Here is a 25,774-nt window from a genome sequence, read left to right on the forward strand (position 1 = left end):
TTTTCGAACCAACTTGATTGATGCATCGCCGCCGCGACCGAGGCAGCGTTTGCTCGGCAAACGCGTTCGGACGCAAAAGGCGATCCACAAAGTTCGAAAACTGCTCACAAAAGCAAAAGGCCCACTCTCCCTTTGTGGGATCAGCGGGCCTGAGTTATTGAAGCAGTGATCTTGGGAATGCTCCCTGCCCTACCAGTCGCTCGCCATCATGATGGTGAGCACGCGTATGGTGGTTTCAGGATTGTCCGGTGCCTCCGCGCCGTAGCGGAAGTCGGAGCTGGCCTCATAGAGATCGATTTTCCAGAACACCGTTTCACCGCGGATTTCGACGGCACCAAAGTCGTGCCATCCATCCGGATCGTTCTTGGGTTCGAACGTGTCGAACTCCCCAGCGGCTTTTACCGCCTCGGCCATGAAACCATCTCCGGCCTCGATCAACGAACGGGTCACATGCATCCGACCCGGAATGGGGTGCTCTGGTGGGATTCCGAGGCAGGCTTGCTTTCGAAAAGCGTCGTTCTGCGTGGCAAGCACAGCAGGGTTCGGACGGTCTGTCACAGGCAGTGCGGTGTCGGTCATAGGGTTCTCCTTTGAGAAGTTTGAAACACCCTTCCCAAAGCCCTCTTTCCCTTTGCCTGAACAATTCATCTCAAGCGGCCTGATCGGTTTCCACGGCCCTACCCGCCTCAGACCTTGCGATCAGGTAGTCGCAAGCGCGCTGCGCATCTGCTGCATGCTTGAAGATCGCGTTTTTGTCCGAGCGTAAGACGCGCAACCAGCTGTAGAGGTAAGAGGCGTTCATCTCGAGCGTATGCGCAGAAAAACCAAGCTCCTGCCCCAGGAAGCAAGACGTCAGTTCCGCCACGATCTCTTCGCGGGCGTACGAAGTGTTGCCAAATTGGGTAAGGCCATAATCCCGGTTCAACCGATGGGGTGCCTTGGTCGCATGGGCCAGTTCATGGGCCCAGACCCCGTAGAAGCGTCTTGGATCCTGAAACCGCGTGATGGATGGCATGTAGACCTTGTCTACCGGCGCCAGATAGTAGGCCTCTGTGCCTGAGAAAACCGTGGTGATGTCGATGGCATCAAAAAACTGCTGTATGTGTTGGATTGGTTTTGCAGGCGGGTGTTCCGGCTCAGCATTTTGTTCAGGGTGGAAACTGTCCGGAAGCCCTTCGATCTGGCAGGCGTTGAATACACGGTATGATTTCTGGAAGCGAAAGACTCGAGTCCCGTCAACATCACCATCGTCGGCGTCGTCACCCCCCTCCCCTTTTGTCCGGCTATGACCATAGTAGACTACCACGGAAGACTTTTCGCCCTTTCGGACCTTGGCATTCAGCGCGTTGGCCTGCGGGATCGTCATCCAAAAAGGAGAACTGTGGCCGGCCATGAGGGTCCGCATTGTCAGCAGGAAGTTGTTGATGCCTTGGTAGGGCTCTCCGCCAACGCGTAGCGGTCGTGTGCTGCCACCAGCTGTCCAGGGTTTGCGCCATGGCAAGACACCGCGCTCAATGATGCGGATGATTTCGTTTGTTATGACTTCGGAGGCATCGAATTTAGGCGTACGGGATCGGGCCATGACTGGCTTCCTTTCGAATGTTGGTTGGGAAGTTCGTGACTAAGTGAAAGGGCGTGGTCTGAGATCGTTGACGATGCTGGCGCAGAGATAGTTGGTAAGTTCGAGATAGCTGATCCGGGAGACGTTGCCGTCACGAGGCAGCTGTTGCACGCAACATGTTTAAGACACATGGTTTCATGAGAGGCACTTCTGCGGAAATGACAGACCGGAACCCGGCCCGAACCCGTCAAAAGCACCCCAAGGTCCCTCTTCCGTCAGTCACAAACCCCAAAAGGACACTTTCACTTTCCGATCGGTGGCCCAGCTTTAGCCACCCTCCCTCATTTTTCTTGTAATCCAGCAATAATAACACTATATACCGTAATAATCACTGATGGAGGCAATGCGATGCATATTATGAGCTTCGCCGAAAGCGGACAGTTTGAACCGCGCAAGATTGCGGCAGCACTTCGAACCTCGGCCGAAGAGATTGCCATGACAGTGGGCCTTGGCAAAGACGCCCTGCAACGCCGCACGCGGATTAACTCAGACAAGACACAGCGCCGCTTGCGCGAACTGGTCGAAGTCCTCAACAAGGTCGAGCCACGCTTTGGCTCGGAACTGATGGCCTATGCCTGGTATCGTTCAGAACCCCTGCCTGGGTTTGATGGTCGGACGGCTATGCAACTCGTGCAGGAAGGCAAGGCGCAACAGGTTCTTGAGTATATCGACGCCGTAGACGCGGGTGTCTTTACCTGATGCCGCTAAGCAACGGGCGCTATGCAGGGCCTCTGTACCGAGCCTTGAATCCGGTTTATGCGCGTGAACCGCTCTCCGGTCGTGGCGCAGAACTCTTTGGTGGTCGTTTCAATGCAAAAGGCACCCCTGCCCTTTATACTGCCGTTGATCCGGCTGGTGCGCTACGCGAAGTCAACCAGGTCGGCAGTCTGCAGCCTACAATCCTAGTCTCCTACGCCGCAAATCTTGGCCCAATCCTCGACACCCGCGATGAGACGGTGCTTGAACAATATGGCACTTCGGAAAGAGCAATTGCTGATCCGGGATGGCGCTCAAAGATGCTCGGGGGCCAAAACGTGCCGACGCAGGATTTCGCTGGTAGTTTGATTGCAGATGGGTTCGCCGGCCTGCTTGTCCGAAGCTATGCCAAAGGCGCATCTTCGACTGACTTTAACATCGTTCTCTGGCGATGGAGTGGCCACGACTGTGCACTGAGTGTCGTGGACGACGAAGATCGGTTATCGCGAATGTGAGCCAAGAGGCCTTTGTCCGTTGCTTATCGCTTGGGGGTCGTCGGAAGTGAACTTGGTATTCGAGGCAGTTCTACAATCATGTTGTTTGTGGCTGTGAATGATTACGTTGTCGGTCTCGTGCCAGATATAGATTGAAGCAAGTCAGGCAACTTCGGTTGTACAGTCTGAGGTTTTAAGTGGTACCTGAACTTTTTGGGGCGGGACAATTTAGCCAGACAACCGAGGTTTCAACGACATCCAATCTCGACGCAAGTCAAATAACTGGACAGGAGCGTAAGTTTCTATTTTCAGAGTCGACCTTTTCTACGGATGAAATTGTCCGCGGACAATTGTTCGCATGGGACCTGGAGAGATCTGAAAAATCTATCAAGAATTCGCTCGTCGTTCGTTGCTCAAGTTAGCTTTGGTTGCAACCGGGAGAGTCGCCGGATGAGTTGTTCGGGGTCGAAGTCAGAGCTGTTTCTTCCTGATGTTATTGAACGGAAGTAGGCACCAACTTTTTGGATCCTTCCGTGGAATTGCATAATTGCCCATACAGTCAAAGCTGTTTTCTCTATTCCAAGCTTCTCTTGAGCGTCTTGGTAATTTCTAGCGTCAATCCCAAGCATTGGTGCTAGAGTTTGAGCGTGAGAGACAACATCAGATATAGTTTTCACAGGCGCGGGTGAAAACTCGGCAGCTTCGGTGCAAGTACTTAGGATTTCCGAAATGCTGAGTTGTGGGACAGGGTGGTCTTCTGACTGTGCTTCCGATTGGTTCTGTTTCTTATTATCAATATGTTCTTTGTTTGAGTTATGATGGTGCCGGACATTTTGGCCGTCATTGCCGGACATTTTTTCTTCCTGGGCATCTTGGATTTCGCAGGGTTGTTCAGCTTCTACGTTTGTGATGTCGAGGCTATCCAACAATTTGCTGCAATCTTCCAGTGAAAGGTTTCTGCGAAGGGCACGTATCGCTGATAATGCTTCAACACTCTCGGGATCGGTCTGGAGCAATTCGTTTGCTGCGGCTCTAATTTTGACCTTTAGGTAGGCAAGTTGATCGCTTTGGCGTACGGCCTGCATGGCAAGCCAAGCAATTTCCGAGAAGCGTTGGAACAACGGGCTGAGGTCGAATCCAAATCTAAGCACAGTGCCTTCGGCTACGTTTTTGCGGCTGAATCTTTTACGATTTGAGCTGTCCTTGCGAACAAGAAGGCCGCACTCTTGGAGAATGGCAGCGTGGCGTCTAATTGTTCGATCGGAAATCCCATTTCTCCGAAACGCCAGAGTGGCATTTGAGGCGAAGACTGTGTTGTGTTGTCTCTTTGGGGGCAGGCACGAAAGCATTGCGTCGAGGGTGGCAATGACAGGTGCTTTAAGGCCCATCAGCGGGGCGGCCTGGCGAAGTGTGTCAATGACGATGTGACGCTCGGGGTGAGAGTTGTCCGCGGACAACAGCGTTCCTGTCCGCTCTCCGGAGGAAGCGGATGCTTGAATAAATGCCATGAATTTTTCACGACAACCGGTTGGGAAAGGCCCAGATCCCCTGATTTTCTGAGAAAAGACAAAAAATCATCGTTCAACCGAATCGGTTGTTGTTGACTGTTAGGGAGAAGCTGGTAAATCTGAAAGTGCTAAGATCAGATTGGGCTCTCCGGGGATGAACTTGGGGGGCTCTTTCTTTTCTGGCTGTTTTTCGTGCTCCTTTTTGTTGTACTGCTCGTTTGTTTGTCAGCCGGTTTTTCGGTCCGACTGCCACGCCTCATAGAGACGTATCAGCTCAACTTCCGCGTTGTCTCGCATCCACTGAACAAATTCTGGGGTGTCAATCTTAGACATTTTCAACGTCAATGCGCGTGGACTATCCTTGACCTCTGCAAGTGTCTTGCCGTCGCTAGAGACAACCATGCGTGCTGTGGGTTTTGTGGACTTCGCCGATTTGCTATTGCTTGAAATTGCGTCACAGACGCGTGCAAACCGGTCGTCAGAAGCGGGAATCTTATCTATTCCCAAATCAGAAGCTACCCGAACTAGGTCAGTTTTGCTGTCCTTAATTTTGTCTGCTAGTTCCTCCCAGCGTCGACGACCGACTCCATGCGCCGATCCGATTAACTGAATCACGGTCTCCGGAATAGTACGGGCAACCTTAGTCATTCGAGACAGCATCGGTTTGTCGATGGCAAGTGCGTCGAGGATCACAGGCTGATCATAGCCATCGTCACTCAGCTGCGCCGCGAACAAGGCTTTTTCGATGAAGCTTGGGTCCAATCGATGCGAGTTTTCCTGGCCCTGAGCTAGGATCGCTTCTTCGTCCGATAGCGTACGCACCAAGGCTCTGGCTGACATTCCAATTGATTGCAGAGCGCGTAGTCGACGACGTCCGTAAACAATCTTGTAGCGACCAGGCTTTTCCGCGAGCGGACGGACCATAATGGGCACTTGCTGACCGTGCTCTTTGATGCTCGTTGCAAGAGAGGCGACGTCAGCATCTGAAAATGAAAGCCGGTCCTTCGGCCCATCCTCTTCGATAAGGTCGACTGAAATCTCACGTATCGCGTTGCTGGAGAGGTCTTTTAGCGTCGATTTCACTCCGCTCATCGCACCAGTGTTGGGGAAACGAGGTTTCACGTCGCTTGTCGTCATATCTTCGGATGACTCTGGCGGGGGAGGGGGCTGGAACAGGTTTCTACGTGCCATTATTCAACCTCCCTTCCCCAAGTCTGTTGGATTGTCTTTTCGAACTCGTCCGCAACGCCGTTCACGCTTTCCATGATCCTGTCCAAGGTCTTTTTGACGACTTGGCTGGGGTCCAGTTCATAGATTGTTTGCTGTGTCATTCCGGCGTCCGAAATGGCGGTAGACTTAAGCATTGGTGTGTTGAGAACTTGGTCCAGCAATATCGATCTCAGGAACCCCGCCATCTGTGACTGCGGAACGTCGGTCGGTTCGAACCTTGCAACAAGGTATTTGAGGAACGACCAGTCTATAGGCCCTGTGGCTTCCTCCAAGGTTACAACGGTCTCTCCAGCCATCTCGAGAAATTGGGCCATTGAGGCAACGTCCAACATGCTCGGCACGACGGTTATCAGAAGCCCGGTTGATGCAAGCAATGCAGTCATTGTCGTGAAACCCAGCTGAGGTGGGCAATCGATAATGACCAAATCGTAGTTCGCTTCGATTTCGTCGAGTGCAATCGCCAAACGCTGTGTGAAGGGCGGATCGATCTTGTGCTGAAGTGCGTAGGCCGTTTCGGTTTCATATTCTGACAACAACAACCCGGCTGGCGCGAGGTCGAGGTTGTGGAAGTAAGTCTTGCGCACCACTTGGCTCAGGGGCGTTGGATCTTCATATTTTAAAGCGTCGTACACCGTGCCGCTTTCGGCAAATTCAATCTCCGGACGGTATCCGAACATTGTTGTCAGACTGGCTTGCGGATCCATGTCCACGGCCAAAACCCGATAACCTCTGAGGGCGTAGCGTTGTGCGAGGTGAATTGCCGTCGTCGTTTTGCTCGAGCCACCTTTGAAATTGACGATGGAGATGATCTGAAGTGCATCACCATCCCGCCGGCCCGGTAAATATGCTTCACCATTGCGACCGGTTCGCGCCATCACTCGACGGATCTGGTCGATCTCTTCAGCGGAATAGAGCCGCCTGCCTCGGGAATCTGTTTCTACATCGGGAAAATCACCTTCCTGATGGCGGGTTCTGAGATTCGACATGCTTATGCCGGTCAGCTCGGAAACCTCAGAAGGGTGGAATTTGCGCAGCGTCTTTCGGCTTTCAGGTTGAAAGCTATTTCGCATATGATGGTTCAGGGCATCCGATAGACGCGCAGCATTGGCAGAAATGGAAGCTGCAATGGATTTCGCGTCTGGGAATTCTGCCTTACTGTTCATGCTGCCCTCATGACCTCTTTGGTGGGTCGATTGCGTTTCGTCGCTAAATTGCGCAATTTTCGCATTCTTGCGACAAGAGCACTAATGACACGCAACTTATCACCAGACAACAATTTTTTATAGTGCAGTGCACGCGCACCTTAAGTAAGGCTTCGGTTGATACAGGAAGTGTTGATGTAAGTCTTTGGAAAATAGTGATATTTTGAGCCATACTATAGGGATGTGCCGTACATATTGTGGTACCGCTGCAGCTTACCCCTAGGGGTCGCGGTGAGATCTTTCTGCGAATCTTAACGGACCATGGATGATCGGGCAGCAATTTGACTGCCATTCATGTGAGCCCAGTTCGGCTCGATCTATCCAGAACACGCAAAAAACCGGACGCGTGGGATAGCCGCCAAGTATGCCCTCTCCAAGGATCTTGACGAATCCCCCAGATTGAAGGGCCTCAAACAGGGGCAGAGGAGCACTTTCAGCCGTTCTGTGATAGGACGGACGTTGTCGCCATTGTTAGTATCCTGCATTCTCTCCGCGACTTGCCGCGGCACGTTTCCGCCTTGGCGATGTGTCAAGGCGGGGCAGGGGGCCAATTGAGCTGACTGGGTATTTTCTCACCCCAGCAGGTCTGTGGCCGGATTTTCTGCAATATCGACGTCATCGTAATACTTCTGCGCCTGGGCCATGGAGCGATGCAGCGAGAGGCGCATGGCGGCTTGGATCGGAGCACCGTCCAGCGCGGCCTGGGTCAAAAAGCCCGAGCGCAACCCGTGCGGCGAAGCGAAGTCCTCCGGCAGCCCTGCCAACTGGAGGCGATGTTTGACGATCTGATAGATAGCGTCTGGCGAAAGCCGACGTTTCAGCACACGATCTGCTTTTGAGACTGGTCTGAACAGTGGCCCGTTCTTAATCTGTCCAACCTCTATCCAATGGACCAGCGCCTGGGCTGCGCGGCCTTTCAGCACCAGCCGCGGCGTTTCGCCTTTGGTTGTCGTCTTGGTCTCCAGCAGTGAAATCCAAACCAGGTTTTTTTCGTCGAACTCCTTCAGCGAGACGTCTTCAAACATCAACCCGGTGATCTCCGAGCGCCGTCTGCCACCAGAAGCCCAACCCAGCATCAAGATGGCGCGGTCGCGGCAATCCCGCCGGGACCCCCGACAAGTGGACAGCAACTGCTCAAGCACATCGCGGGTAATCGGGTGCTGCGATTTTGGGGCAGGGGGCCGGGCTGCAGCCCGGCGCGCCTTGGCACGGGCCTGCTTCACCTGCGGCGCACCGAAAGGGCTGGTCAGGTTCTTCATTCGATGAAAGGCAAGCCAGGAGGCGATGCGCCGGTCCAGCGTAGAAGGGGCAGGGCAGGCGAGGGACTTGCGCAGCCCCTGAGCAATTAGCGCTTCCGCGGCTTCGCGCGCCACATCCGTTTCTGGTGCGTCATTCAGATCGCGGGCGTGATCAAGAATGAAGGCCAGCGCCGTGGGCTCGGATTCGGGCCAGTCCAGCGCCGCTCCAAAACGTGTCGCTTTCCAGGCGGTGATGTAGAGCAGATCGCGCTCATAGGCCCGCAACGTGTTTTCCGGTGTGCCGCGCACATAAAGATCAGTGAGCGCCTCCTGATCTGTGTCTGAGAGGGCAGGGGCGGCGGCGGGGAGGTATGGGGCAGGGGGCTTCATGAGGGCATTCTGCCTGCATTTCTCGGCAAAATCAATTGTGCTTGATAAGGGATACTTATCGAGTGTAACTTGAAACTGATAGCGCAACAAAAGTAACGAGCAAAAGTAACAGATTTTGCGCGTAAAGTAGGTAGAGGGCTTGCGGAATAATAAAATCGGAGGTTCTGTCGCAGGTCTGTAAACCAATTGGCATCGACATTGCGCTGGAACCGTTGGCAAACTAAATGAAATGAACAGATATTTTGCCACTGAATTGCCTTTCTGGAAGTTTGCCAGAAACACGCTGATCGTCAGTTGCCTTGCGTTGTTTCCGCTGTTGGCCATCTTCGTTTTGCGCACGCCGGGCTTTGCGACGCACCTCCTGAACAGTGGTCCCGCGTTTGTTCGGTTTTTGCGTCAGGTGGTGACGAATGGGTTGCCGGTCGTTTTCCTTTTAAATTATCTCAGCTTTTTTCTTTTCGCCGTTGGGGTAAGGGCGCGGGGCAGGGGGGCCATCCCGGCCCGGTATCTGCTAATTGACCTGCTGCTACGGGCCGTCCTGTTCATCGCGCTGCACGCGCTGATCTACGCGCTTTCGGCAGACTGGTTCGGGTCTTTCGGCGGTGATCCCGTAGTGGCGTTGCGGGTAGTCGGTCCGACGCTGGTACGCTCCGCCTACTTCGAGAACATCTCAGGCGTTTACCTGTACGCCACGCTGGTCGGAGCGCTGCCGCTATACCTATCCGTCGTTCAGAGCCAGATCGCCCACGGTACTGGATTTGCAGCCCAACTGGCACGTCGCGTACCTGGGCGCGGCGGACCTGTGACATTGGCCCTGCTACTGATGGCGGTGTCAGTGGTCGTTCTGACCACCGCGGCGGCGCTGATTGTCCGTTTACAGTCGGTTTGGGGCTGAAGGGTCAGAACGCCCTGCGTATCGCGAAGGAGACTGCGTAATCGCGTTCAAGCTGGGGCCCATCCAGATCTTGATACACAGGGATCACGCCCTCGATACCCAGGCGCGTGCCCGCCAAAACGCCCGACCCCGGCACAAGGTAATTCACTCCGATTCCGATACTCAGAAACTGGCCGCCGCGCAGGGTCGGATCAGCGGTGGGCACCATGCCTGGGTTCAGGCGCGCATCCGACCCGTCAATGTTTTCCACGATGTCGCCGACCACCCGCAACGAGGAGCTGAACTGGTCATTCCAGCGCCGTGCACCCCAAACTGTTGCTGAATAGACGTCACCCAAGGTGTAACCGGCATCATTCTCACCCATCCGGATCACGGCGGCCAGCTGGGCGCCCCAAGACCAATCCGCGTTCTGGCCCGTATAGGTGACGCCCGGCAGCAGGTCGTAGGTGCCTGAACCCAGTTGCATGGGGTAGGGCAGCAGCTGGTCCGGCCCAGCTGGCGTGGTGTCGGTCTCGTCTATCGAGCCAGTCGGCAGACTGAGGCCAAGAGATAGTTCCAGCACCTGCCCGTCGGATTTGTAGATATCATATCCGCCGATGATCTTCAGATCGCCAAACCCCTGTGCCCTGGTCTTAAAGGTCTGGCCCATGCGGGTCTGGTGCTTCATCGTCTTGCGGGTATAGGGCAGCATCGCCATCACCGAGATCTCGTCGGTCACACCGTACATCAGGCCGACCATCGCCATGTTCATGCTCATGCTGAGCGGCGCGATCGGATACTGCGACAGAACGTTCGAGGTAGACAGCGACTGCGTTCCGGTACGATTTCCGTCCATCTCCATGTTCATGTAAGAGAACACAGGCATCAAAACACCCTCGGGTGGATGCATACCGCCAACGACACCCGTTGGCGGCACCGCGTCGGGGCGCATCATCCTGGACATGCTTCCCATACCTGACATGTTGCTGGAGGCTTGCGGGTTCATCGCCACGTTGTCAGCCGGACGGGTTTCCGGTTGGGCCATGGCAGTTGACCCAAGGCTCAGCCCCCCAGCCAGTATTACAGCCTGGAGGCGTTGCCAGACGCACGTAATCTTGCTGTTGCTCCGTGTCATGATGCCCTCGTGTTCGTTTGTTTCCTGAGTCCCTGCCCTGAAAACAAAGTGTTCGGTACGTCCATCGGTGAAGTCGAAATGGTGGGGGTCTCCAGCGCTGGAAGGTCAAGGCCGCCGGCCAGATTTGCGCTCGTCAAGCATGCATCAGCCGAAGGGGGTGCGGCAATAATGCGCTTGACCCTCCAGCGCTGGATTGTCGGACAAGGCCGCAAAACCGGAAATCCGGAGGGATTGGAATGATACCGGAAATCGGGCAGTTCGCCCTGGCGCTTGCCCTGGCCGTGTCCTTGGTGCAAAGCGTATTTCCCTTGATTGGAGCAGCACGGAACAATGTCATGTGGATGCGATCGGCATCTGCGACCTCGGTCCTACTGACAGCGCTGGTTGCTATCGCCTTCGCCGCTCTGATGTGGTCCTTCGTGGTCAGCGATTTCACTGTGCTAAATGTGGCCAGCAATTCTCATTCGCTGAAACCGATGCTTTTCAAGGTGGCTGCGACCTGGGGTAGCCACGAAGGGTCGCTGCTGTTGTGGATTCTGATATTGGTGATTTTCGGGCTGGGTGTGTCTCTGTTGGCTCGGAACATCCCACTGAAACTCAAGGCGCGCACTCTGGCAGTGCAGGCCTGGATCAGCGCGGGGTTCCTGTCATTCATGCTGTTCACCTCGAACCCGTTTGACCGGGTGTTTCCGGCACCGCTGGATGGTCAGGATTTAAATCCGCTGTTGCAGGATGTCGGCCTGGCTATGCACCCGCCGTTCCTATACCTGGGTTACGTCGGCTTCTCTATCGTATTTTCTTTCGCCGTGGCTGCCCTGATTGAGGGGCGGGTCGATCCGGCATGGGCGCGGTGGGTCCGACCCTGGACATTGGCGGCCTGGGTGTTTCTGACACTTGGTATCGTTCTGGGCAGCTGGTGGGCCTATTACGAACTGGGTTGGGGCGGCTGGTGGTTCTGGGATCCGGTCGAGAATGTCTCGTTTATGCCCTGGCTTGCTGGCACAGCGCTGTTCCATTCGGCCATTGTGACCGAAAAGCGCGGCAGCTTCAAAAGTTGGACGATCCTACTGGCCGTTTTGACCTTCTCGTTGTCCTTGTTGGGGACATTCATTGTCCGCTCAGGCTTGCTTACATCGGTCCATGCGTTTTCGGTCGATCCCGAACGCGGCATTTACATCTTGGCGCTGTTGGCTGTCGCGATCGGTGGTTCATTGACGCTGTTTGCCATACGCGCACCGGAGATGGAGGGCGGCGGTCTTTTTGCCCCGATCAGCCGCGAGGCCGGTTTGCTTATTAACAACCTGCTGCTGGCCACCGCAACGGCGACGGTTCTATTCGGTACGCTTTATCCGCTTTTGCTTGAGGCTGTGACAGGTGAAAAGATTTCGGTTGGACCACCTTATTACAACGCCAGTTTCGTGCCGATCATGCTGGTTCTAGTCGTTGTAATGGGGATTGGGCCGCTGTTGTCATGGAAGCGGGCGGATTTGCGCGGTGTTCTGTCCCGGCTCAAATGGGTGGCCGGGGTTAGCCTGCTCGTAGCGTTGCTTGTGTGGTATCTGGATACCGGCGGCCCAGCCTTGGCGGTAGTGTCGATCGGCCTTGCGGTTTGGTTGCTGGGCGCTGTGCTGACAGAGTGGGCCAGCCGAATTAAGCTGGGTGAGGCACCGTTGGCCGAGTCCCTGCGTCGGGCCCGCAGCCTACCGCGTTCTCATTACGGCATGGTCGTGGCCCATGCGGGGTTGGCTGTCTGTATGATCGGCTTTATCGGGTCCAGCGCTTGGAAATCCGAGGTCGTGACTTTTGCCGAGCCCGGAACACAGATTGAGATAGCAGGGTTCGACGTGCGTTTTGACGGTGTGGAACAGCTTCGCGGTCCGAACTATCTGTCTCGCGCGGCCACACTGACGGTATTTCGCGATGGCGCTTATGTCACCACGCTTCAACCCGAGCGCAGGGCCTATCTCGTGGCGGGTACCAGTACGACCGAGTCAGCAATTCGAACGACGTTGGCAGGGGACCTTTACGCCTCAATATCGGAACCGGCGGCGGAATCAGAACAGAGCAAATGGACCCTGCGTATCTTGTATGAGCCATTGGTGGTCTGGATCTGGATAGGTTCAGGATTGTTAGCATTTGGTGGTGTCTTGTCACTCTCCGATCGGCGTCTACGCGTCGGTGCACCACGAAAACGGACTGGGCAGAGCTCCGTTGCGGTGGCGGCGGAGTAGGGCAATGAAACGTCTATTTGCACTGTTCCCAATTACGATTGCCGGCATCCTGGGTGCCTTCCTGCTATGGGGACTGAATCCCGATCGCGATCCAAACGAAATCCCGTCTGTTTTGATCTCGCAGCCGGTGCCTGAGTTCGACTTGCCGCCGGTCGAAGGGCTGGATACCCACGGGCTGTCCAGTACCGATCTGGTGGAAAATGACGGGTCAGCTCCGATCGTGGTCAACGTGTTTGCGTCCTGGTGCGTGCCCTGCCGGGCCGAACATGCGGTGCTGACGCGTATGGTACGCGATGAGGGCATTCGCCTGATGGGCATTAACTACAAAGACAAGCCGCAGGACGCGCGGAAATGGCTCGACGATCTGGGCAACCCTTATGAGCGCATCGGTTCCGACCTGGACGGCCGAGCCGGGATCGAATGGGGGATTTCCGGCGTGCCGGAGACCTTTGTGATTGATGGCGCGGGCAAGGTCGTATTCCGTTTTGTCGGCCCGGTGCTGGGCGACGAGGCAATTTCAAAGATGCGCACCGCGCTGGATCAGGCGCGGGCGGCCGGAGGAGAGGCGTCATGATACGTCGCATTGTAATTACCGCGGTCACTCTGGCGATGCTGGTGTCGCAGCCGGCATTCGCGGTTGAGCCCGACGAGATACTTGCAGATCCGGTATTGGAAGAGCGGGCCCGGGCGATTTCGAAACAGGTGCGATGCGTGGTGTGCCAGAACCAAGACATCGACAGTTCTAACGCTGGCGTGGCGCGCGACCTTCGTCTGCTTGTGCGCGAACGGCTGGTGGCAGGCGACACGGACCAGCAGGTTATGGACTTTCTGGTTGCGCGTTATGGCGACTATGTTCTGTTCAACCCGCCATGGAAGCCATCAACTTACATTCTGTGGGTTGCGCCTATCGTCATCCTGGGGCTGGGTGGTATCGCGACTGCAGCGGTATTGACCCAAAATGCGCGCCGATATCGGAAGTCGCGAAAACAAGAGACGGAACGCGGCGCGAGCGAAGAACGGAATCCCGAAAACCATTCACTCACGGAGCCGCACGCATGATCTGGATTATCTTTTCATTCATGGCCGTGGCGGTGTTTCTGACGCTCGCCCTCTCCGGCCTGGGGCGCAAGACCTCGGACTTGTCGAGACGCGAAAGCGCCTCTGCCATCTTTTCCGACCAGATCGGCGAAGTGGAGAAGGACCTGGAACGAGGAATTATCTCAGCCGAAGAGGCCAAGGCCGCCAGAGCCGAGATAGAACGTCGCCTGAAGGCGATTGACCGGCAATCGGACGACAAAGCGATAATGGGCCATTCCGGGCGTGCGCTGATTTTACTTGCCGCGCTGGTAGTTCCAGCGCTCGGAGCCGGTCTTTATTGGCAACTGGGTAGTCCCTACATCCCCAGCCAGCCATTTGCCCAACGCGAGGGGGAGCAGGCCGAAGCCCGTGAAATCGCCGACCTTGCCGTGCGCCTGAAGTCGCGGCTTGAGGCGGATGAAACCGGCGGGCCAACCGAGGGATGGGTGTTGTTGGCTCAGACCTATATGCGTATGGGACGCTTTGGAGATGCCGCAGACGCGTTCGAGGGGTTGCTGGACCGACCCAATGCGAATTCAGCGCTGGTGTCGCAATATGGCGAGGCGTTGGTCTATGCCGATGACGGTGTCGTTACGCCCAAGGCCGATCGGGCGTTTGAACGAGCCTTGGAACTGGACCCATCGAACCCAGCAGCGACATTCTACAAAGCCATTGGTCTGGAGCAGGCTGGATCGCCTGATAAGGCCTATGACCTACTGAAGACGCGGATGGACGCCGAAGAGGAGTTCCGGCCATGGATGGAGAGTTTTGTGGCCCAGCTTAACCGCATCGCCCCGTCGATCGGACGGGCTCCGGTGAATCTGGCGGCTTTTGCCCCTTCCATGCCCGGCCCAACTGCCGATCAGGTGGCGGCGGCCGAGGAGATGTCAGACGAAGACCGGCAGGCCTTCATCCGCTCGATGGTCGAACGGCTTGCGAGCCGGATGCAGGAAAACCCAGGCGATCTGGACGGCTGGATGCGGCTGGGCAACGCCTATTCGGTGCTGGGCGAGACCGACGGCGCCCGGAACGCCTATGGCAGGGCAAGGGATCTGGCGGATGACCTGCCGCAGGGGGATCCGCGCAAGGTGGCAATCGACCGGGCATTGCTGGAACTGGGGGGTTGATTCCCGCAGCCCGGCGTGGATCGGGCCGGCGCCGACTTCGCGCTGATGCCCAGTGAGCCATCTGGAAAATTCCGGTTTAGGCTATCGCATGCCGATCTTTAGGAGGTTGAGACCATGAAAGTTGAAACGTTTTCTGATCTAATTGTCTGGACGCGGGAAATGCATCATTGGCTCGCCGAATGTTTGGCCCACTGTTCGACACAGTCAGAGCAGGAGCTGGCCAGGATGTTGCTTACCTACCTCGCCGATCATGAGGCTGCTCTGGAGAAAATCGTCGATGGTTTCGTGAAACGAGCCGATCCCAAAGCGCTCAACACCTGGGTATATGACTATTTGGGCAATGAGCCGATCGACCCACATCGCGCCTGCGACAGGCCGTTCGCACAGATGAGCGTCGATGAGATCTGCGAAGCGGTCTTCGATCTTCACAATCAGGTGATCGACTTATATCGGTATTTGCACGGGCGTGCCGAGATACCCGAGGCACGCGAACTCTTTCAGGCGATACTGGATATGGAAGAGCACGAGACCATGCGTTTAGCGCAGCAGAGCAACCGCGTCCGGGATATGTGAACTCCGGGGTCAGGATCCGCTTTCCACGGCTCCGCCCGCAATCGGCGCGGCCTGTTCCATCGCGTCGAGAATGGCGTTCGTGGTCAAGATCTCTGGCAGGGCGATGCCTTCGGGGGCCGACGGGCCGTAGACGATGTTGAAGGGGATCCCGAACCGTCCATTGTCCTCAAGGAAACGGGCGATCACATCGTCGGGGCGGGTCCAGTCGGCCTGCATCGGAATTGCTTTGTCCGATTGCAGTGTTGCCAGAACCTCGCCGCGTTCCAGCACCAGCGCTTTGTTGGCCTTGCAGGTCAGACACCAGTCGGCTGTGACATCGACGAAAACCACCTCGCCGCGCGACACAAGGCGGGCGATTTCGGGGCGGCTGAAGGTAATCCAAGGGATCTCTCCGGCTGGTTCAAGCAGCCTGGACCGGTCTTTGCCGGCAATCGCAACCGGTGCGGCAAACGCTGCGGTCAGCGTCAGCAACAGGGCTGTCCAGCGCAAAACGGGTGGCATCATCGTACTTTTCCAGATCAACAGGACCAGAACAGTTGCAGCCAGCACGGTAGCAGTTGCAGCAGTGTCTCCGGCCACCCCGACCATCACCCAGACCAACCAGCCGATCGTGGTCAGCAGTGCCGCCGACAGGGCCCATTTTAATCCCACCATCCAACGCCCCGGTTTAGGCAGAGCGGCGGTAAGTTTCGGGTGCACTGCAACCAGCAGGTAAGGAATGGCCAGCCCGACCCCCATTGCGGTGAAGATCGCCACGATATCCACCGGTCGGCCGGTCAGGGCAAAGGCCACCGCCGTGCCGAGGAAGGGGGCCGAGCAGGGCGTCGCCAGAACTGCTGAGAAGGCTCCGGTCAGGAAATCCCCGACCAGCGACACGCGGCCCTTTTCGACATGGGCAAGCCGGGTGTTCAGCGACTGCGGCAGCGTGATCTCGAACAAGCCCGCGAGGCTGGTTGCAAAAACCGCCAGCACCACGATCATCACCGCAAGGAAAAGCGGATTCTGGAACTGGATGCCCCAGCCGACGGAATAGCCCAGCGACCGCGCCGCAATGGTGATAGCCGCCAACAGCCACATGAATGTCAGGATTCCGGCTGCCGAAGCCAGGAACCCGGCGCGAATCTGAGCCGCAGAGCGGTCGCGAGCCTTTACCGCCGAGGAAAGCTTGATCGAAAGCACTGGCAGTACGCAGGGCATGACATTCAGAATCAACCCGCCGCCCACCGCCAGCAAAATGATCCAGACCAGCGCGCTGGCTGAAGTTTCGGCGGCCGCGATCTCATATGGTGGCGGGGTAGGGGGAGCGTCGGTACGGGGCGAAAACTCGGCCACGCGGTTGGTGTCGGTAACCGTGACGGACAAGGCGGGGGGGTCCTGTGCCAGAGCGAGGACCGGGAACTGCACCCATAGCTGACGCCTGTCGCCAGCGAGCCGGATGTCGGGTGCACCAAACGCGGTGTCACGTCCCATGTCGGGAAAGACATCAGGCGCATCAAAGGGCAGGTCGCTGGTGAAATTCAGCGTCAGCATCTCGGACTCGGTATCCAGGGTCGCGGCGTCGGACTTCATTCCGCTTGTGTTTCCCGTGGTTGGCACCCGCGACAGAAAGGCATTTATAAGCCGGGCCGAGTCCTGATCCCGACCCGTTCCCTGAGTCAGCGACAAGTCCAGCGAAAACTCGACCGGCACACAGATATCGGAACAGATCAGCGTTGTCACAGCGGCCTTCAAGTCAACTGGCGCTCCGGGGTTCTCGAGTGTGACGGTCAGCGGAAAGACCACTTCGTCCTTGTACCCGAAATTCTCGATCCCGAAGGCGCGAAAACGGATCGGCGCGGGCCAGTGAAACTGTACGTCGCTGACGTTTTGCGAGCCGTTCCAAGTGATCTTGGGCGGAATTCCCACCTCACCAGGCGACTTCCAGTAGGTTTTCCAATCTTCGCCCAGTTTCAGATGCAGTCCTGCAGTGATCGTCTTGACGTCAGGCGCGATCCCGTCCTGCGCGGTAATTATGTGTGCGACCAGGGGCTCTGATTCATACGCTTGGGATGTAGCTGCAAGGCTTGTCCCGGCGGAAGTCTGGCCAAAGATTAACCCCAAGATCATAATACATAAATTTAGGAGTGTTCTTGCCATTGCGCGTTGCCATCGGTTGTTTTGCACCCGTCTCTGCCAGATTCCAGCGCTGGAGGGTCAACGAGCCGGAATGTCACATCCCCACGATCAGCTCACGAAACCTTCGCGCCCGTCTTCGCAGATGAAATAGGCCCCGCCATCCGCGCCCTCCCATTGAACCCGGCAACCTTGGGGCAGGGCGTATTCAGGCTGCGGCGGTTGCAGCGGGCATAGTTTAGGGCGTGGTGCGCAAGCCGCCAGCGAAAGAGCGGCCAGCGACATGGCGGCCAACCTTGAGCACCAAAGCTTCATGATTGAAGATTATTGCCGGTGTACTGGGTTCGGTCCGACCGCGGCGTCTGTTGCCTTTGGTCTTTCCGATTCAGATTTGTTCGAATGACAGGATTTTTCCATCGCCTTGTGCATAAAGAAATGGGCTCCGAGGCACAGGATCAACGGTGCGAAAAGACCCAAGGAGTCAGAAAGCCCACCAACCGTCCCGCCGGCGATCAAGTAGAGAGCGATCGGCGTTATCATGGCAATGCAACATACCATCATGCCCCATTTCATTATCTTGCCGCCGCTAACCGGTACTGACGCCTGCGGCGCGTTTGCAGTCTGTTTTTCTTTCACATTCAACTCCAAAATTTGGATTGGAGACCTCTGCTAACGCCTTCCCACGATGGAAGGTCAAGCTGTTTTGGCGCGAAGCGAATTTGACGCTGTCAAACCAGTCCAGCATTTGCTTGGGCCTTACTTGGTGCATAGACACGGCCGGAACAGGGAAGTTTTTAGGGGTATGAACAGCAGGCATTGTCGTCCCGACGCCTGGTGAAGTTTCAGGTTAAACACGAAGCTGCCTAGGTCACTTTAAGCCTTGAAAACTCGCGGGTGGGTCGAAGCGATATCGAACGAATAATTGAATGGACAAATCTTCCCCCGTCGCGGATTGTCTAATCCCCTGGGTACTAACTCCAGACACCAACCAGCCAATAGGAGCGCTATCAATGCTGACCAGACGACATTTTGTTGCAGCCTCGCTCGCCATTTTCTCTCAGCCGGTTTTTGGAGTGACGTCGGCGGCGGCCTCGCAATGGTCGGAGTGGGATGCGCAAGTAACTCCAGCCAATTTTGATCCCGCAACATCCAATCCCTGGGGTTTACACCCACGTTTCCTGCCTCAGCGTGTGCAAACCAATCGACCACTTACTCCGGGTGACATTCATGTCGACGCGGTGGCACGATATCTGTATTTCATCGAAGACGGTGGCACAGCAATGCGTTACGGCGTAGCCATTGCCCGAGGCAATCTTTACGAGCCCGGAGTCTACACGATCAAGCGAAAGGCCAAATGGCCGCGTTGGACTCCTACAGCCGAAATGATTGAGCGCGACCCTGATGAATATGCGCAATTCGCAGATGGTGTGCCCGGTGGGCCGACAAACCCATTGGGATCAAGGGCGTTTTATCTGTTCGAAGGCGGTCGCGACACATACTTGCGAATTCACGGAACACCCTATCCAAGATCTATAGGAGGTCGTGCAAGTTCCGGCTGCGTAAGGATGGCGATGCCACATATCATCGGACTGTATGACCGTGTCAGGCCAGGTGCCACGGCGCATCTCTACCCTCCCGAGCGGCATTTGACCGCGACCAGCTGATAGGTGCTTGTCAGGCGCGCGTGCAGATTGGGCGCCCTTCTATAGTCCTGAGTGGCAGGTAGGTCGTTTCAACCGGTCCCACGTAGCGATACCAATAGCAACCGTCCTCAGGCATGATTTTCACGGCGTTCAGGTCCTGGCCCGGAGCAGCAATCTGGGCAACGGCGTCAGGAACTCGGGAAAGCGTTCTGGGCTCGCCATCTGCAGGTATTGACGTTGTTTCAGTGCAGGCGCCGACGAGCATAAGTGCGGCCAGTGCTTGGAAAGCTTTCTTGAAGCACATGGTGTTTAGTCCATTGTGTTTGTCATTTGTAGTACCTGATACCCTCGCATCGACGGGTGATCACATCAATTCACTAAGAACTAAGCAATTGTTAGCGTTGCTTTTTTGTGCTCGGTCGATTCAAGAAAGTCAGGTTTTGCTTAAAGCAGCCTGGAATTACGTCCAAGAAAAATTGCTTTTCCACAACGACTTGATGGTTTGGGTCCGCCTTCTAAGGAAATATCACTGCGCCAACGGCAACGACAATTCAGACGAGGCGCCCCATATGAAATGTCATTTGCGTGTTGACCTTCCAGCGCAGGAACCGGGCATACGAATTATTTGAGTCGGAATAAAAGAATAAACTTTGGGATGGCAGGCATGAAACGGAGCAAAGAAGGTAAGGTTGTTACGCGACGTGGAGTGATTGCCGCGTTTGCTGCGACGACACTTTTTCCAGCACCGGCCGTTTGGGCCCAATCAACGGCAACTGAGGGGACGCGCCGCAATGTTTCCTCATTCCGCGTTGCTAAATGGCAGGACCACTTTGATACCTTGAAAAACGGGGTAATCCTGTCCGATACACAGTCCAAGGTCCTGCAATATTGGTCAGAAGACGAAAGCGTCTATCGGATGTATCCAACCAGCGTACCGCTCACGGAAGACCTTACAAGGCTGGGCTATACCACAGTTATTCGCAAGGTCGAAGGGCCATCTTGGCGACCAACGCCGGCAATGAAAGAGCGCAATCCAGCATGGCCTGACTATGTAGGCCCGGGTCCTGAGAACCCTCTGGGGACACATGCGCTCTATTTGAGCTGGCAATACTACCGCATCCACGGCACCAACGACACGCGCAAGATCGGGAGAAGATCCTCCAACGGCTGCATTGGTTTATACAACGAGCAGATTGCGGAATTGTTCGAACTGGCCACTGTGGGCACGCAGGTAAAATTGATCTGACCTTGGTCAAGATGACTTTTCAGGACAGGTGCTTAAATTCGGTAACTGACAACGACGTGAAAAACTGAGATGGATAAACTTACACTCTTGATAGGCGGAGTAGCGATCGCAGGTGCCGCCGCTATCGTCTACAATCTCGATCAGCAACCAACTGGCCATTCGATGACGCCACCTGATACGTCGGTGCTGGAGCCAGGAGACCCAATCCAAAACGTCAATTTGCCAGAGCAGCTGGGCGAGTCTGCTGCCGTCGGCAAAGTGGCATTCGACGCCAAATGTGCGGCGTGCCATGGCGCGAATGCAACTGGCCTGGAAGGGCTCGCGCCTCCATTGGTGCATAAAATCTATGAACCAAGCCACCATTCGGACGAGTCATTTTATGTGGCAGTCCAGAAAGGAGTTCGGGCACACCATTGGAAGTTCGGCAATATGCCGCCGGTCGATGGCTTGACCCGTGCGGATGTGAAAGGCATCGTGGCATATATAAGAGAGTTGCAGCAGGAAAACGGGATTTTCTGAAGGTGACGAGCCGAATGGGTAGTGCAATTCGTTACATCATCCTGTCAATGGTGCTGGCCTTTGGCGGGCTGCTTGGGACGGCCGATTCTGCTCATGCACATGGCAGTGGTTCACAGCACGTGATTGAACAAACGGTCTCTGCGGACGTTGAGCATGTCAAGCAGGGTCATCCTGGACATTGTCACGGCGGAACGATTTGCAACGCTGTTGGTCTATTTTCGATGGGTCCAACACCGCCTGGCCCTCAAGATACTGAACAAAGATACTCGATCCCTCGAGCCCAATACCGTGTTCTCGGTATCGCGGCGTTTGAACCACCACCGCCGCGTGTCCTGATCTGACCAGTCGAATTGCGCTCAACTTGGGCGCGTCGAAGCAGACGACAAGGACAAAACAATGAACATTCTAAAATTGACCACAGGCGTTGCCCTGGTTTCTCTGTTCGCAGCCGCCGCCCTGGCGCATGGTGGCGCAACCGGCATCGTCAAAGAACGCATGGATGGTATGTCCGCGATGAAGGACAGCATGAAGATCCTTACGCCGATGATGCAGGGGAAAACGCCCTACAATGCGCAAACGGTACGAAGCGAGGCCAAGAAAATCGGGCGTCACGCTGGCGAGAGCATGACAAAGCTGTTTCCAGAGGGATCTGATGGCAAACCCTCGGAGGCCAAATCGGAGATCTGGCAGGATTGGGGTTCATTTGCAGAGTTAGCCAGGCAGTTGGAAACCTACTCTGAAGGCCTTGTGCTTGCGGCGGACAACGGGTTGATGATGTCCGGGTCGGGCCATGGTTCGGGCATGATGGGCGGCGCATCCATGATGGGTGCCGGAATGATGGGCGGCAGTCCAAACCAGGCACAACTTTCTGAAATGCCGGCAGATGGTGTGTTCATGATGCTGAGCCAGACATGCTCGGCATGTCACACGCAGTTTCGGTCGGAATAGGAATGCGTCATGAGACCGATATTCCGATTGGGCCTTGCTGCCGCCGTAACGGCGTCAGCGGGACTTGTTGCCGTGATGGCTTGGCCAATTGGCCAGCCCTTACAAGCTCTCGACATTCAGGGTGACGTTAACCGCGGGGCTTATCTGGCAAGGGCAAGTGGCTGTATCGCTTGCCACACAGATTTTGCTAAAGGGGGTGCGCCCTTGGCCGGTGGGGTGGAGTTGGATACCCCGTTCGGCACGCTCTATTCACCGAATCTGACCACCGATCCTGACCACGGTATCGGTGATTGGACGGTCGAGGAATTTGCCCGCGCGGTGCGTCAGGGCGTGTCGCCTGACGGCGAACCCTATTACCCAGCCTTTCCTTATCCGTTCTATGCCAACTTCACAGATCAGGACATCGCGGATCTCTGGGCAGCCTGGCAAACGGTTCCACCGGTACCGGAACCGTCGAAAGAGCAGGAAATGGCGTTCCCCTTCAATCAGAGATGGGGCCTGAAGCTGTGGCGCGCGGCTTTTCTGGAACCACCCCGCACTGATCCCGTGCCGGGCAATGACGAAGTGTGGAATCGGGGCCGGCTACTGGTCGAAGGCGCCACGCATTGTGCGGCCTGCCACACCGGGAGGAACCTGGCTGGCGCAAGAAATTCGGACACGGAACACTTCAAAGGAAGTGACTCCCTGCCGGGCGGTGACAAGGCACCGGCCATCGAATTTGAGACACTGCAAAAGCGTGGTTGGACGGTAGATGATTTGGCCTACGCGTTGCGCACCGGTGTCATGCCTGATGGCGATGTATTCGGCGGCGCCATGGGAGAGGTCGTAAACTATGGCACCAGCTTTCTGACAGACGATGACCGGAAGGCGATGGCGACCTATCTGCTGGATGTGCACGACGGGGGGTAATCGAGTGAGAGATCAAATTTTCTTTGGAGGGAAGTCCTCATGAAGCTCAATCGCAGGCAATTCGTTGCAGGCACATCGGCACTAATCGCAGTGCCGACTATCGGGAGGGCGGCTACCGCCCCCCGAATAATCGAGGCGCGTTCAGGATTGGTGCGTGTTGCGCCCGACAGCTATCCTGAAACCGAGATATGGGGATATGATGGCGGTGTTCCGGGCCCCGAAATTCGTGCCCGGCAGGGTGAAACGGTTCGCCGGACGCTTCTGAACTCACTGCCTCAGCCTACGGCAATCCATTGGCATGGACTGCGGGTTCCGAACAACATGGACGGGGTGCCGGGTCTTACACAGGAGGCCGTACAAACAGGCGGCGAGTTCCAGTATGAATTGCCTCTGAAGGATGCGGGAACCTTCTGGTACCACTCTCATAACCAGTCGACGGAACAAGTGGCCAGAGGCCTTTACGGCGCGTTCATCGTCGAAGAAACGGACCCGCCGGACACGGATCATGACATTGCGATCCTGCTGGATGACTGGAGGTTGGGTCAGGACGCCCAAATCGTCAATGATTTTGGCGCGATGCATGACTGGACGCATGCAGGCCGAATGGGAAATTACGTTCACGCGCACATATCGCCCATGACAGAAGTTTTGACGAACCAACGTTTGCGTATTCGAATGGTCAACGTGGCAACTGATCGGATCATGTATGTCTCAGTAGGTGGCGCAAACGGGAAGCTGGTCGCTTATGATGGCATGCCCGTAAGGCAGCCAGAGAATTTTGAAACCCTTGTTTTCGGGCCTGCACAGCGAGCAGACTTAATTGTTGATGTCACAGCGGAATCGAACGAAGCCGTTCAAATAACTCTTCACGAACGCGATGAATCGTTTGTCATCGCTGAGATTCCGGTTTCGGGAAGCGGCACATCTGCTAACCGCGGTGTGATCGCAGCCCTGCCACCCAACCCTGCTTCTTTTCTCGAAGATGTTTCTGACGCTTTGACAGTTCCATTGGTGATGGAAGGCGGGGCGATGGGCGGACTGCGTCAAGGCACTTTTAACGGCCGGGTCATGAGCACCAATGAATTGGTCCAGGAAGGGCAGATCTGGACATTCAACGGTGTCGCCGGGTTACCTGAAAACCCACTTGCTGCCGTTTCGCGTGGCGACATAGTCCGGATTCAGATGCAGAACGACACCGTCTTTCCGCACGCTATGCACTTGCACGGGACGCACTTTCAGGAAGTTCTGCCGAACGGCAGCCTGGGGCCGCTGCGGGACACAATCCTGGTTGACCGGATAGAAACGCGGGAGATTGCGTTCGTTGCGGATAACCCGGGGGACTGGCTGTTTCATTGCCACATGCTGTCGCATCAGGCCGCTGGTATGAAGACCTGGCTGAGCGTGGCGTGATGAACAAGAGCGCGGCGAAATGGGTGTCACTGGCTGCTGTGGTGATCATTGTCGCGGTCGCTGGCTGGGGCCTGGGTGGGCGTGCGCAGAACAGTTCATCGGCGGATTCGGCACGTGGTGCAGTTTTGTACGCCGAAAACTGCGCGTCATGCCACGGGGCAGATTTGGAGGGTCAGCCGGATTGGCAAACACCTGATCCGGATGGCGTCTTGCGGGCGCCCCCGCATGACCGAACCGGGCACACCTGGCATCACGGCGACAAGCTGTTGTTCGACTATACAAAGTTTGGCGGGGACCAAACTTTGAAACAGATGGGTGTCGCTGACGTCAAAAGCGGCATGCCAGGCTTCGGGGACACTCTGTCGGATCAGGATATCTGGGACATCCTCGCCTTCATCAAGGAGAGTTGGCCGGATCGGGAACGCAAGCTGCAAGAGCAACGCACCGAAGCAGAACAAACGGAAGGAAACTGATGTGAAACGAATACTTGCAGGCTTAGTCGCTATCGCCATGTCGATTGGCATTCCTATGGCACGCGCCGACGAGCTGTCTGACTCCGATGTAAAACGGCTGGCTCTCGAAGCCATTTTGGAAAACCCTGAGATCATCATGCAGGCGATTCAACTGCTTCAACAGCGCGAGGATCAGGCAAAAGCCGAAGCAATTGGAAGCGTCTTGGAAAATCAGCGTGAATTGCTGGAACAGGATCCGAATGCGCCTGTCATCGGAAACCCGGAAGGCGATGTAACCGTGGTCGAGTTTTTTGACTACAACTGCCCATATTGCAAACGCGCTGCCCCGGTCGTGAAAAACGTAATCGCAGGCGATTCCGATGTACGAGTTGTCTATCGAGAATGGCCCATACTCGGAGAAGGTTCCGACTTCGCGGCACGCGCCGCGCTTGCCTCACGTAATCAGGGAAAATATGAAGAATTTCATTGGGCGCTTATGGCTCTGAACGGTCGTGCCACTGAGGCCAGTGTACTGAAAGTTGTCCGTGAACTCGGCCTGGACGAGGATCAATTGCGCGCAGATATGGAGGCGCCGGAAGTCGACGCACATATTCAGGTGTCCATGGAATTGGCCCGACAGCTTGGCTTCAGTGGCACCCCCTCGTTTGTGATTGGAGATGCTCTTGCCCCGGGGCTGATCGCCGAAGATGAAATGACCCGGCTAATCGAGGCAGTCAGAGACGCAAGATAAAACCAAGGCGGCGACAGAATGCGCCCCTAAGTGTCTCATGCGACCGTGGCTTCGTATCCCTCGGACTTCAGAGCAGCAAGGATTTGATCAAGTGGATTGGCGCTTAAGACACGTACCCTGCGGTTTTCCATGTCAAAGTCCAACTGTGCGGAGGAATCCACCGTGGCAACGGCTTTTTCGATTGCTGACTTGCAGTGCCCGCAGCTCATATCCGGGATATTTAGGGTCGTCATGGATGTTTGCTCCTGTTTTCCGTTGTCCCGGCTAAAGTATTCCAGCACAGGAAGGTCAAGTCGTGAAAATTGGATCGCCAAAATTAGTGGAAAAGAAAGTCAACCCCATCACTTGACCTTCCACTTGCTGGAACCCTTATGTTGCCCGTCAGCAG

The 25,774-nt window shown here is 56.0% G+C and carries 28 protein-coding genes; 16 read left to right on the forward strand and 12 right to left on the reverse strand.

Annotated elements, in window-relative coordinates; genetic code table 11:
* Positions 1 to 189: 189 nt before the first annotated feature.
* Entirely contained in the window at positions 190 to 579 is a 390-nt protein-coding gene (locus ACR0MQ_RS17215; RefSeq protein ID WP_480609742.1) for a DUF3768 domain-containing protein, read from the reverse strand.
* 70 nt (positions 580 to 649) lie between these two features.
* Complete coding sequence (locus tag ACR0MQ_RS17220) at positions 650 to 1,582, reverse strand: ArdC family protein (RefSeq protein ID WP_480609745.1); 933 nt, start codon at positions 1,580 to 1,582, stop codon at positions 650 to 652.
* Between the two features lie 387 nt (positions 1,583 to 1,969).
* On the opposite strand from ACR0MQ_RS17220, the gene ACR0MQ_RS17225 reads away from it, so the two are divergent.
* Positions 1,970 to 2,320, forward strand: coding sequence for an MbcA/ParS/Xre antitoxin family protein (locus tag ACR0MQ_RS17225; protein ID WP_480609748.1), 351 nt, complete (start codon positions 1,970 to 1,972; stop codon positions 2,318 to 2,320).
* Complete coding sequence (locus tag ACR0MQ_RS17230; protein WP_480609751.1) at positions 2,320 to 2,832, forward strand: RES family NAD+ phosphorylase; 513 nt, start codon at positions 2,320 to 2,322, stop codon at positions 2,830 to 2,832. Before ACR0MQ_RS17225 ends, ACR0MQ_RS17230 begins: the two co-directional genes overlap by 1 nt.
* 392 nt (positions 2,833 to 3,224) lie before the next feature.
* Here ACR0MQ_RS17230 and repC read toward each other — a convergent pair whose 3' ends face one another.
* The 4 genes from repC to ACR0MQ_RS17250 all read right to left on the reverse strand — a co-directional run bounded on the left by repC (position 3,225) and on the right by ACR0MQ_RS17250 (position 8,379).
* On the reverse strand, positions 3,225 to 4,319 hold the full coding sequence (gene repC / locus ACR0MQ_RS17235; RefSeq protein ID WP_480609754.1) for a plasmid replication protein RepC: 1,095 nt from the start codon (positions 4,317 to 4,319) through the stop codon (positions 3,225 to 3,227).
* Between the two features lie 225 nt (positions 4,320 to 4,544).
* Positions 4,545 to 5,510, reverse strand: a complete 966-nt coding sequence (gene repB, locus ACR0MQ_RS17240) for a plasmid partitioning protein RepB (protein ID WP_480609758.1) — start codon at positions 5,508 to 5,510, stop codon at positions 4,545 to 4,547.
* The gene (repA, locus tag ACR0MQ_RS17245) at positions 5,510 to 6,712 is read right to left on the reverse strand and encodes a plasmid partitioning protein RepA (protein WP_480609761.1); all 1,203 of its coding nucleotides are present in this window, start codon (positions 6,710 to 6,712) and stop codon (positions 5,510 to 5,512) included. The genes repB and repA overlap by 1 nt, the downstream gene beginning before the upstream one ends.
* Before the next feature lie 611 nt (positions 6,713 to 7,323).
* Complete coding sequence (locus ACR0MQ_RS17250; RefSeq protein WP_480609763.1) at positions 7,324 to 8,379, reverse strand: tyrosine-type recombinase/integrase; 1,056 nt, start codon at positions 8,377 to 8,379, stop codon at positions 7,324 to 7,326.
* A gap of 229 nt (positions 8,380 to 8,608) precedes the next feature.
* On the opposite strand from ACR0MQ_RS17250, the gene ACR0MQ_RS17255 reads away from it, so the two are divergent.
* Positions 8,609 to 9,274, forward strand: coding sequence for a hypothetical protein (locus ACR0MQ_RS17255; protein WP_050605729.1), 666 nt, complete (start codon positions 8,609 to 8,611; stop codon positions 9,272 to 9,274).
* Between the two features lie 4 nt (positions 9,275 to 9,278).
* Here ACR0MQ_RS17255 and ACR0MQ_RS17260 read toward each other — a convergent pair whose 3' ends face one another.
* On the reverse strand, positions 9,279 to 10,388 hold the full coding sequence (locus ACR0MQ_RS17260) for a transporter (RefSeq protein WP_170417865.1): 1,110 nt from the start codon (positions 10,386 to 10,388) through the stop codon (positions 9,279 to 9,281).
* A 236-nt stretch (positions 10,389 to 10,624) separates the two neighbouring features.
* Between ACR0MQ_RS17260 and ACR0MQ_RS17265 the strand changes: the two genes are divergently transcribed.
* From ACR0MQ_RS17265 to ACR0MQ_RS17285, 5 genes are all read left to right on the forward strand, one after another.
* Positions 10,625 to 12,619, forward strand: a complete 1,995-nt coding sequence (locus ACR0MQ_RS17265) for a heme lyase CcmF/NrfE family subunit (protein WP_170417870.1) — start codon at positions 10,625 to 10,627, stop codon at positions 12,617 to 12,619.
* A gap of 4 nt (positions 12,620 to 12,623) precedes the next feature.
* Entirely contained in the window at positions 12,624 to 13,193 is a 570-nt protein-coding gene (locus ACR0MQ_RS17270; RefSeq protein WP_170417873.1) for a DsbE family thiol:disulfide interchange protein, read from the forward strand.
* The gene (locus tag ACR0MQ_RS17275) at positions 13,190 to 13,678 is read left to right on the forward strand and encodes a cytochrome c-type biogenesis protein (RefSeq protein ID WP_170417876.1); all 489 of its coding nucleotides are present in this window, start codon (positions 13,190 to 13,192) and stop codon (positions 13,676 to 13,678) included. The genes ACR0MQ_RS17270 and ACR0MQ_RS17275 overlap by 4 nt, the downstream gene beginning before the upstream one ends.
* Positions 13,675 to 14,823, forward strand: a complete 1,149-nt coding sequence (gene ccmI, locus ACR0MQ_RS17280) for a c-type cytochrome biogenesis protein CcmI (protein WP_170417878.1) — start codon at positions 13,675 to 13,677, stop codon at positions 14,821 to 14,823. The genes ACR0MQ_RS17275 and ccmI overlap by 4 nt, the downstream gene beginning before the upstream one ends.
* 114 nt (positions 14,824 to 14,937) lie before the next feature.
* Positions 14,938 to 15,396 (forward strand): ATPase, encoded by a 459-nt coding sequence (locus ACR0MQ_RS17285; protein WP_170417881.1) that lies wholly within the window; start codon positions 14,938 to 14,940, stop codon positions 15,394 to 15,396.
* A 9-nt stretch (positions 15,397 to 15,405) separates the two neighbouring features.
* On the opposite strand, the gene ACR0MQ_RS17290 is transcribed toward ACR0MQ_RS17285, so the two are convergent.
* The 3 genes from ACR0MQ_RS17290 to ACR0MQ_RS17300 form a co-directional block, all read right to left on the reverse strand.
* Positions 15,406 to 17,532 carry a protein-disulfide reductase DsbD family protein gene (locus ACR0MQ_RS17290; RefSeq protein ID WP_253285959.1) on the reverse strand — a complete coding sequence of 709 codons (2,127 nt, stop codon included), beginning with the start codon at positions 17,530 to 17,532 and terminating at the stop codon, positions 15,406 to 15,408.
* Positions 17,533 to 17,619: 87 nt separating this feature from the next.
* Positions 17,620 to 17,793 (reverse strand): hypothetical protein, encoded by a 174-nt coding sequence (locus tag ACR0MQ_RS17295; RefSeq protein ID WP_170417885.1) that lies wholly within the window; start codon positions 17,791 to 17,793, stop codon positions 17,620 to 17,622.
* 39 nt (positions 17,794 to 17,832) lie between these two features.
* Positions 17,833 to 18,144 (reverse strand): DUF2933 domain-containing protein, encoded by a 312-nt coding sequence (locus tag ACR0MQ_RS17300; RefSeq protein ID WP_255612174.1) that lies wholly within the window; start codon positions 18,142 to 18,144, stop codon positions 17,833 to 17,835.
* Positions 18,145 to 18,518: 374 nt separating this feature from the next.
* Here ACR0MQ_RS17300 and ACR0MQ_RS17305 point away from each other — a divergent pair, with 374 nt between their 5' ends.
* Positions 18,519 to 19,172, forward strand: a complete 654-nt coding sequence (locus ACR0MQ_RS17305) for a L,D-transpeptidase (protein ID WP_480609766.1) — start codon at positions 18,519 to 18,521, stop codon at positions 19,170 to 19,172.
* A 10-nt stretch (positions 19,173 to 19,182) separates the two neighbouring features.
* On the opposite strand, the gene ACR0MQ_RS17310 is transcribed toward ACR0MQ_RS17305, so the two are convergent.
* A complete protein-coding gene (locus ACR0MQ_RS17310) occupies positions 19,183 to 19,455 on the reverse strand; it encodes a hypothetical protein (RefSeq protein ID WP_480457110.1) in 273 nt (90 codons plus the stop codon).
* Positions 19,456 to 19,806: 351 nt separating this feature from the next.
* On the opposite strand from ACR0MQ_RS17310, the gene ACR0MQ_RS17315 reads away from it, so the two are divergent.
* The 7 genes from ACR0MQ_RS17315 to ACR0MQ_RS17345 all read left to right on the forward strand — a co-directional run bounded on the left by ACR0MQ_RS17315 (position 19,807) and on the right by ACR0MQ_RS17345 (position 25,386).
* Entirely contained in the window at positions 19,807 to 20,397 is a 591-nt protein-coding gene (locus ACR0MQ_RS17315) for a L,D-transpeptidase (protein ID WP_480457109.1), read from the forward strand.
* A gap of 69 nt (positions 20,398 to 20,466) precedes the next feature.
* Entirely contained in the window at positions 20,467 to 20,916 is a 450-nt protein-coding gene (locus ACR0MQ_RS17320; protein ID WP_480457108.1) for a c-type cytochrome, read from the forward strand.
* Between the two features lie 396 nt (positions 20,917 to 21,312).
* The gene (locus ACR0MQ_RS17325) at positions 21,313 to 21,864 is read left to right on the forward strand and encodes a c-type cytochrome (RefSeq protein ID WP_170634721.1); all 552 of its coding nucleotides are present in this window, start codon (positions 21,313 to 21,315) and stop codon (positions 21,862 to 21,864) included.
* A gap of 9 nt (positions 21,865 to 21,873) precedes the next feature.
* Positions 21,874 to 22,773 (forward strand): c-type cytochrome, encoded by a 900-nt coding sequence (locus tag ACR0MQ_RS17330; RefSeq protein ID WP_480609770.1) that lies wholly within the window; start codon positions 21,874 to 21,876, stop codon positions 22,771 to 22,773.
* A gap of 39 nt (positions 22,774 to 22,812) precedes the next feature.
* Positions 22,813 to 24,183, forward strand: a complete 1,371-nt coding sequence (locus ACR0MQ_RS17335) for a multicopper oxidase family protein (RefSeq protein ID WP_480609773.1) — start codon at positions 22,813 to 22,815, stop codon at positions 24,181 to 24,183.
* Positions 24,183 to 24,656 (forward strand): c-type cytochrome, encoded by a 474-nt coding sequence (locus ACR0MQ_RS17340; protein ID WP_170634716.1) that lies wholly within the window; start codon positions 24,183 to 24,185, stop codon positions 24,654 to 24,656. Before ACR0MQ_RS17335 ends, ACR0MQ_RS17340 begins: the two co-directional genes overlap by 1 nt.
* A 1-nt stretch (position 24,657) precedes the next feature.
* Positions 24,658 to 25,386, forward strand: coding sequence for a DsbA family protein (locus tag ACR0MQ_RS17345; RefSeq protein WP_475190680.1), 729 nt, complete (start codon positions 24,658 to 24,660; stop codon positions 25,384 to 25,386).
* Between the two features lie 35 nt (positions 25,387 to 25,421).
* Here ACR0MQ_RS17345 and ACR0MQ_RS17350 read toward each other — a convergent pair whose 3' ends face one another.
* A complete protein-coding gene (locus tag ACR0MQ_RS17350) occupies positions 25,422 to 25,619 on the reverse strand; it encodes a heavy-metal-associated domain-containing protein (RefSeq protein WP_170634714.1) in 198 nt (65 codons plus the stop codon).
* Positions 25,620 to 25,774: the final 155 nt, after the last annotated feature.

It is taken from the genome of Ruegeria sp. AN6 (assembly GCF_056540425.1).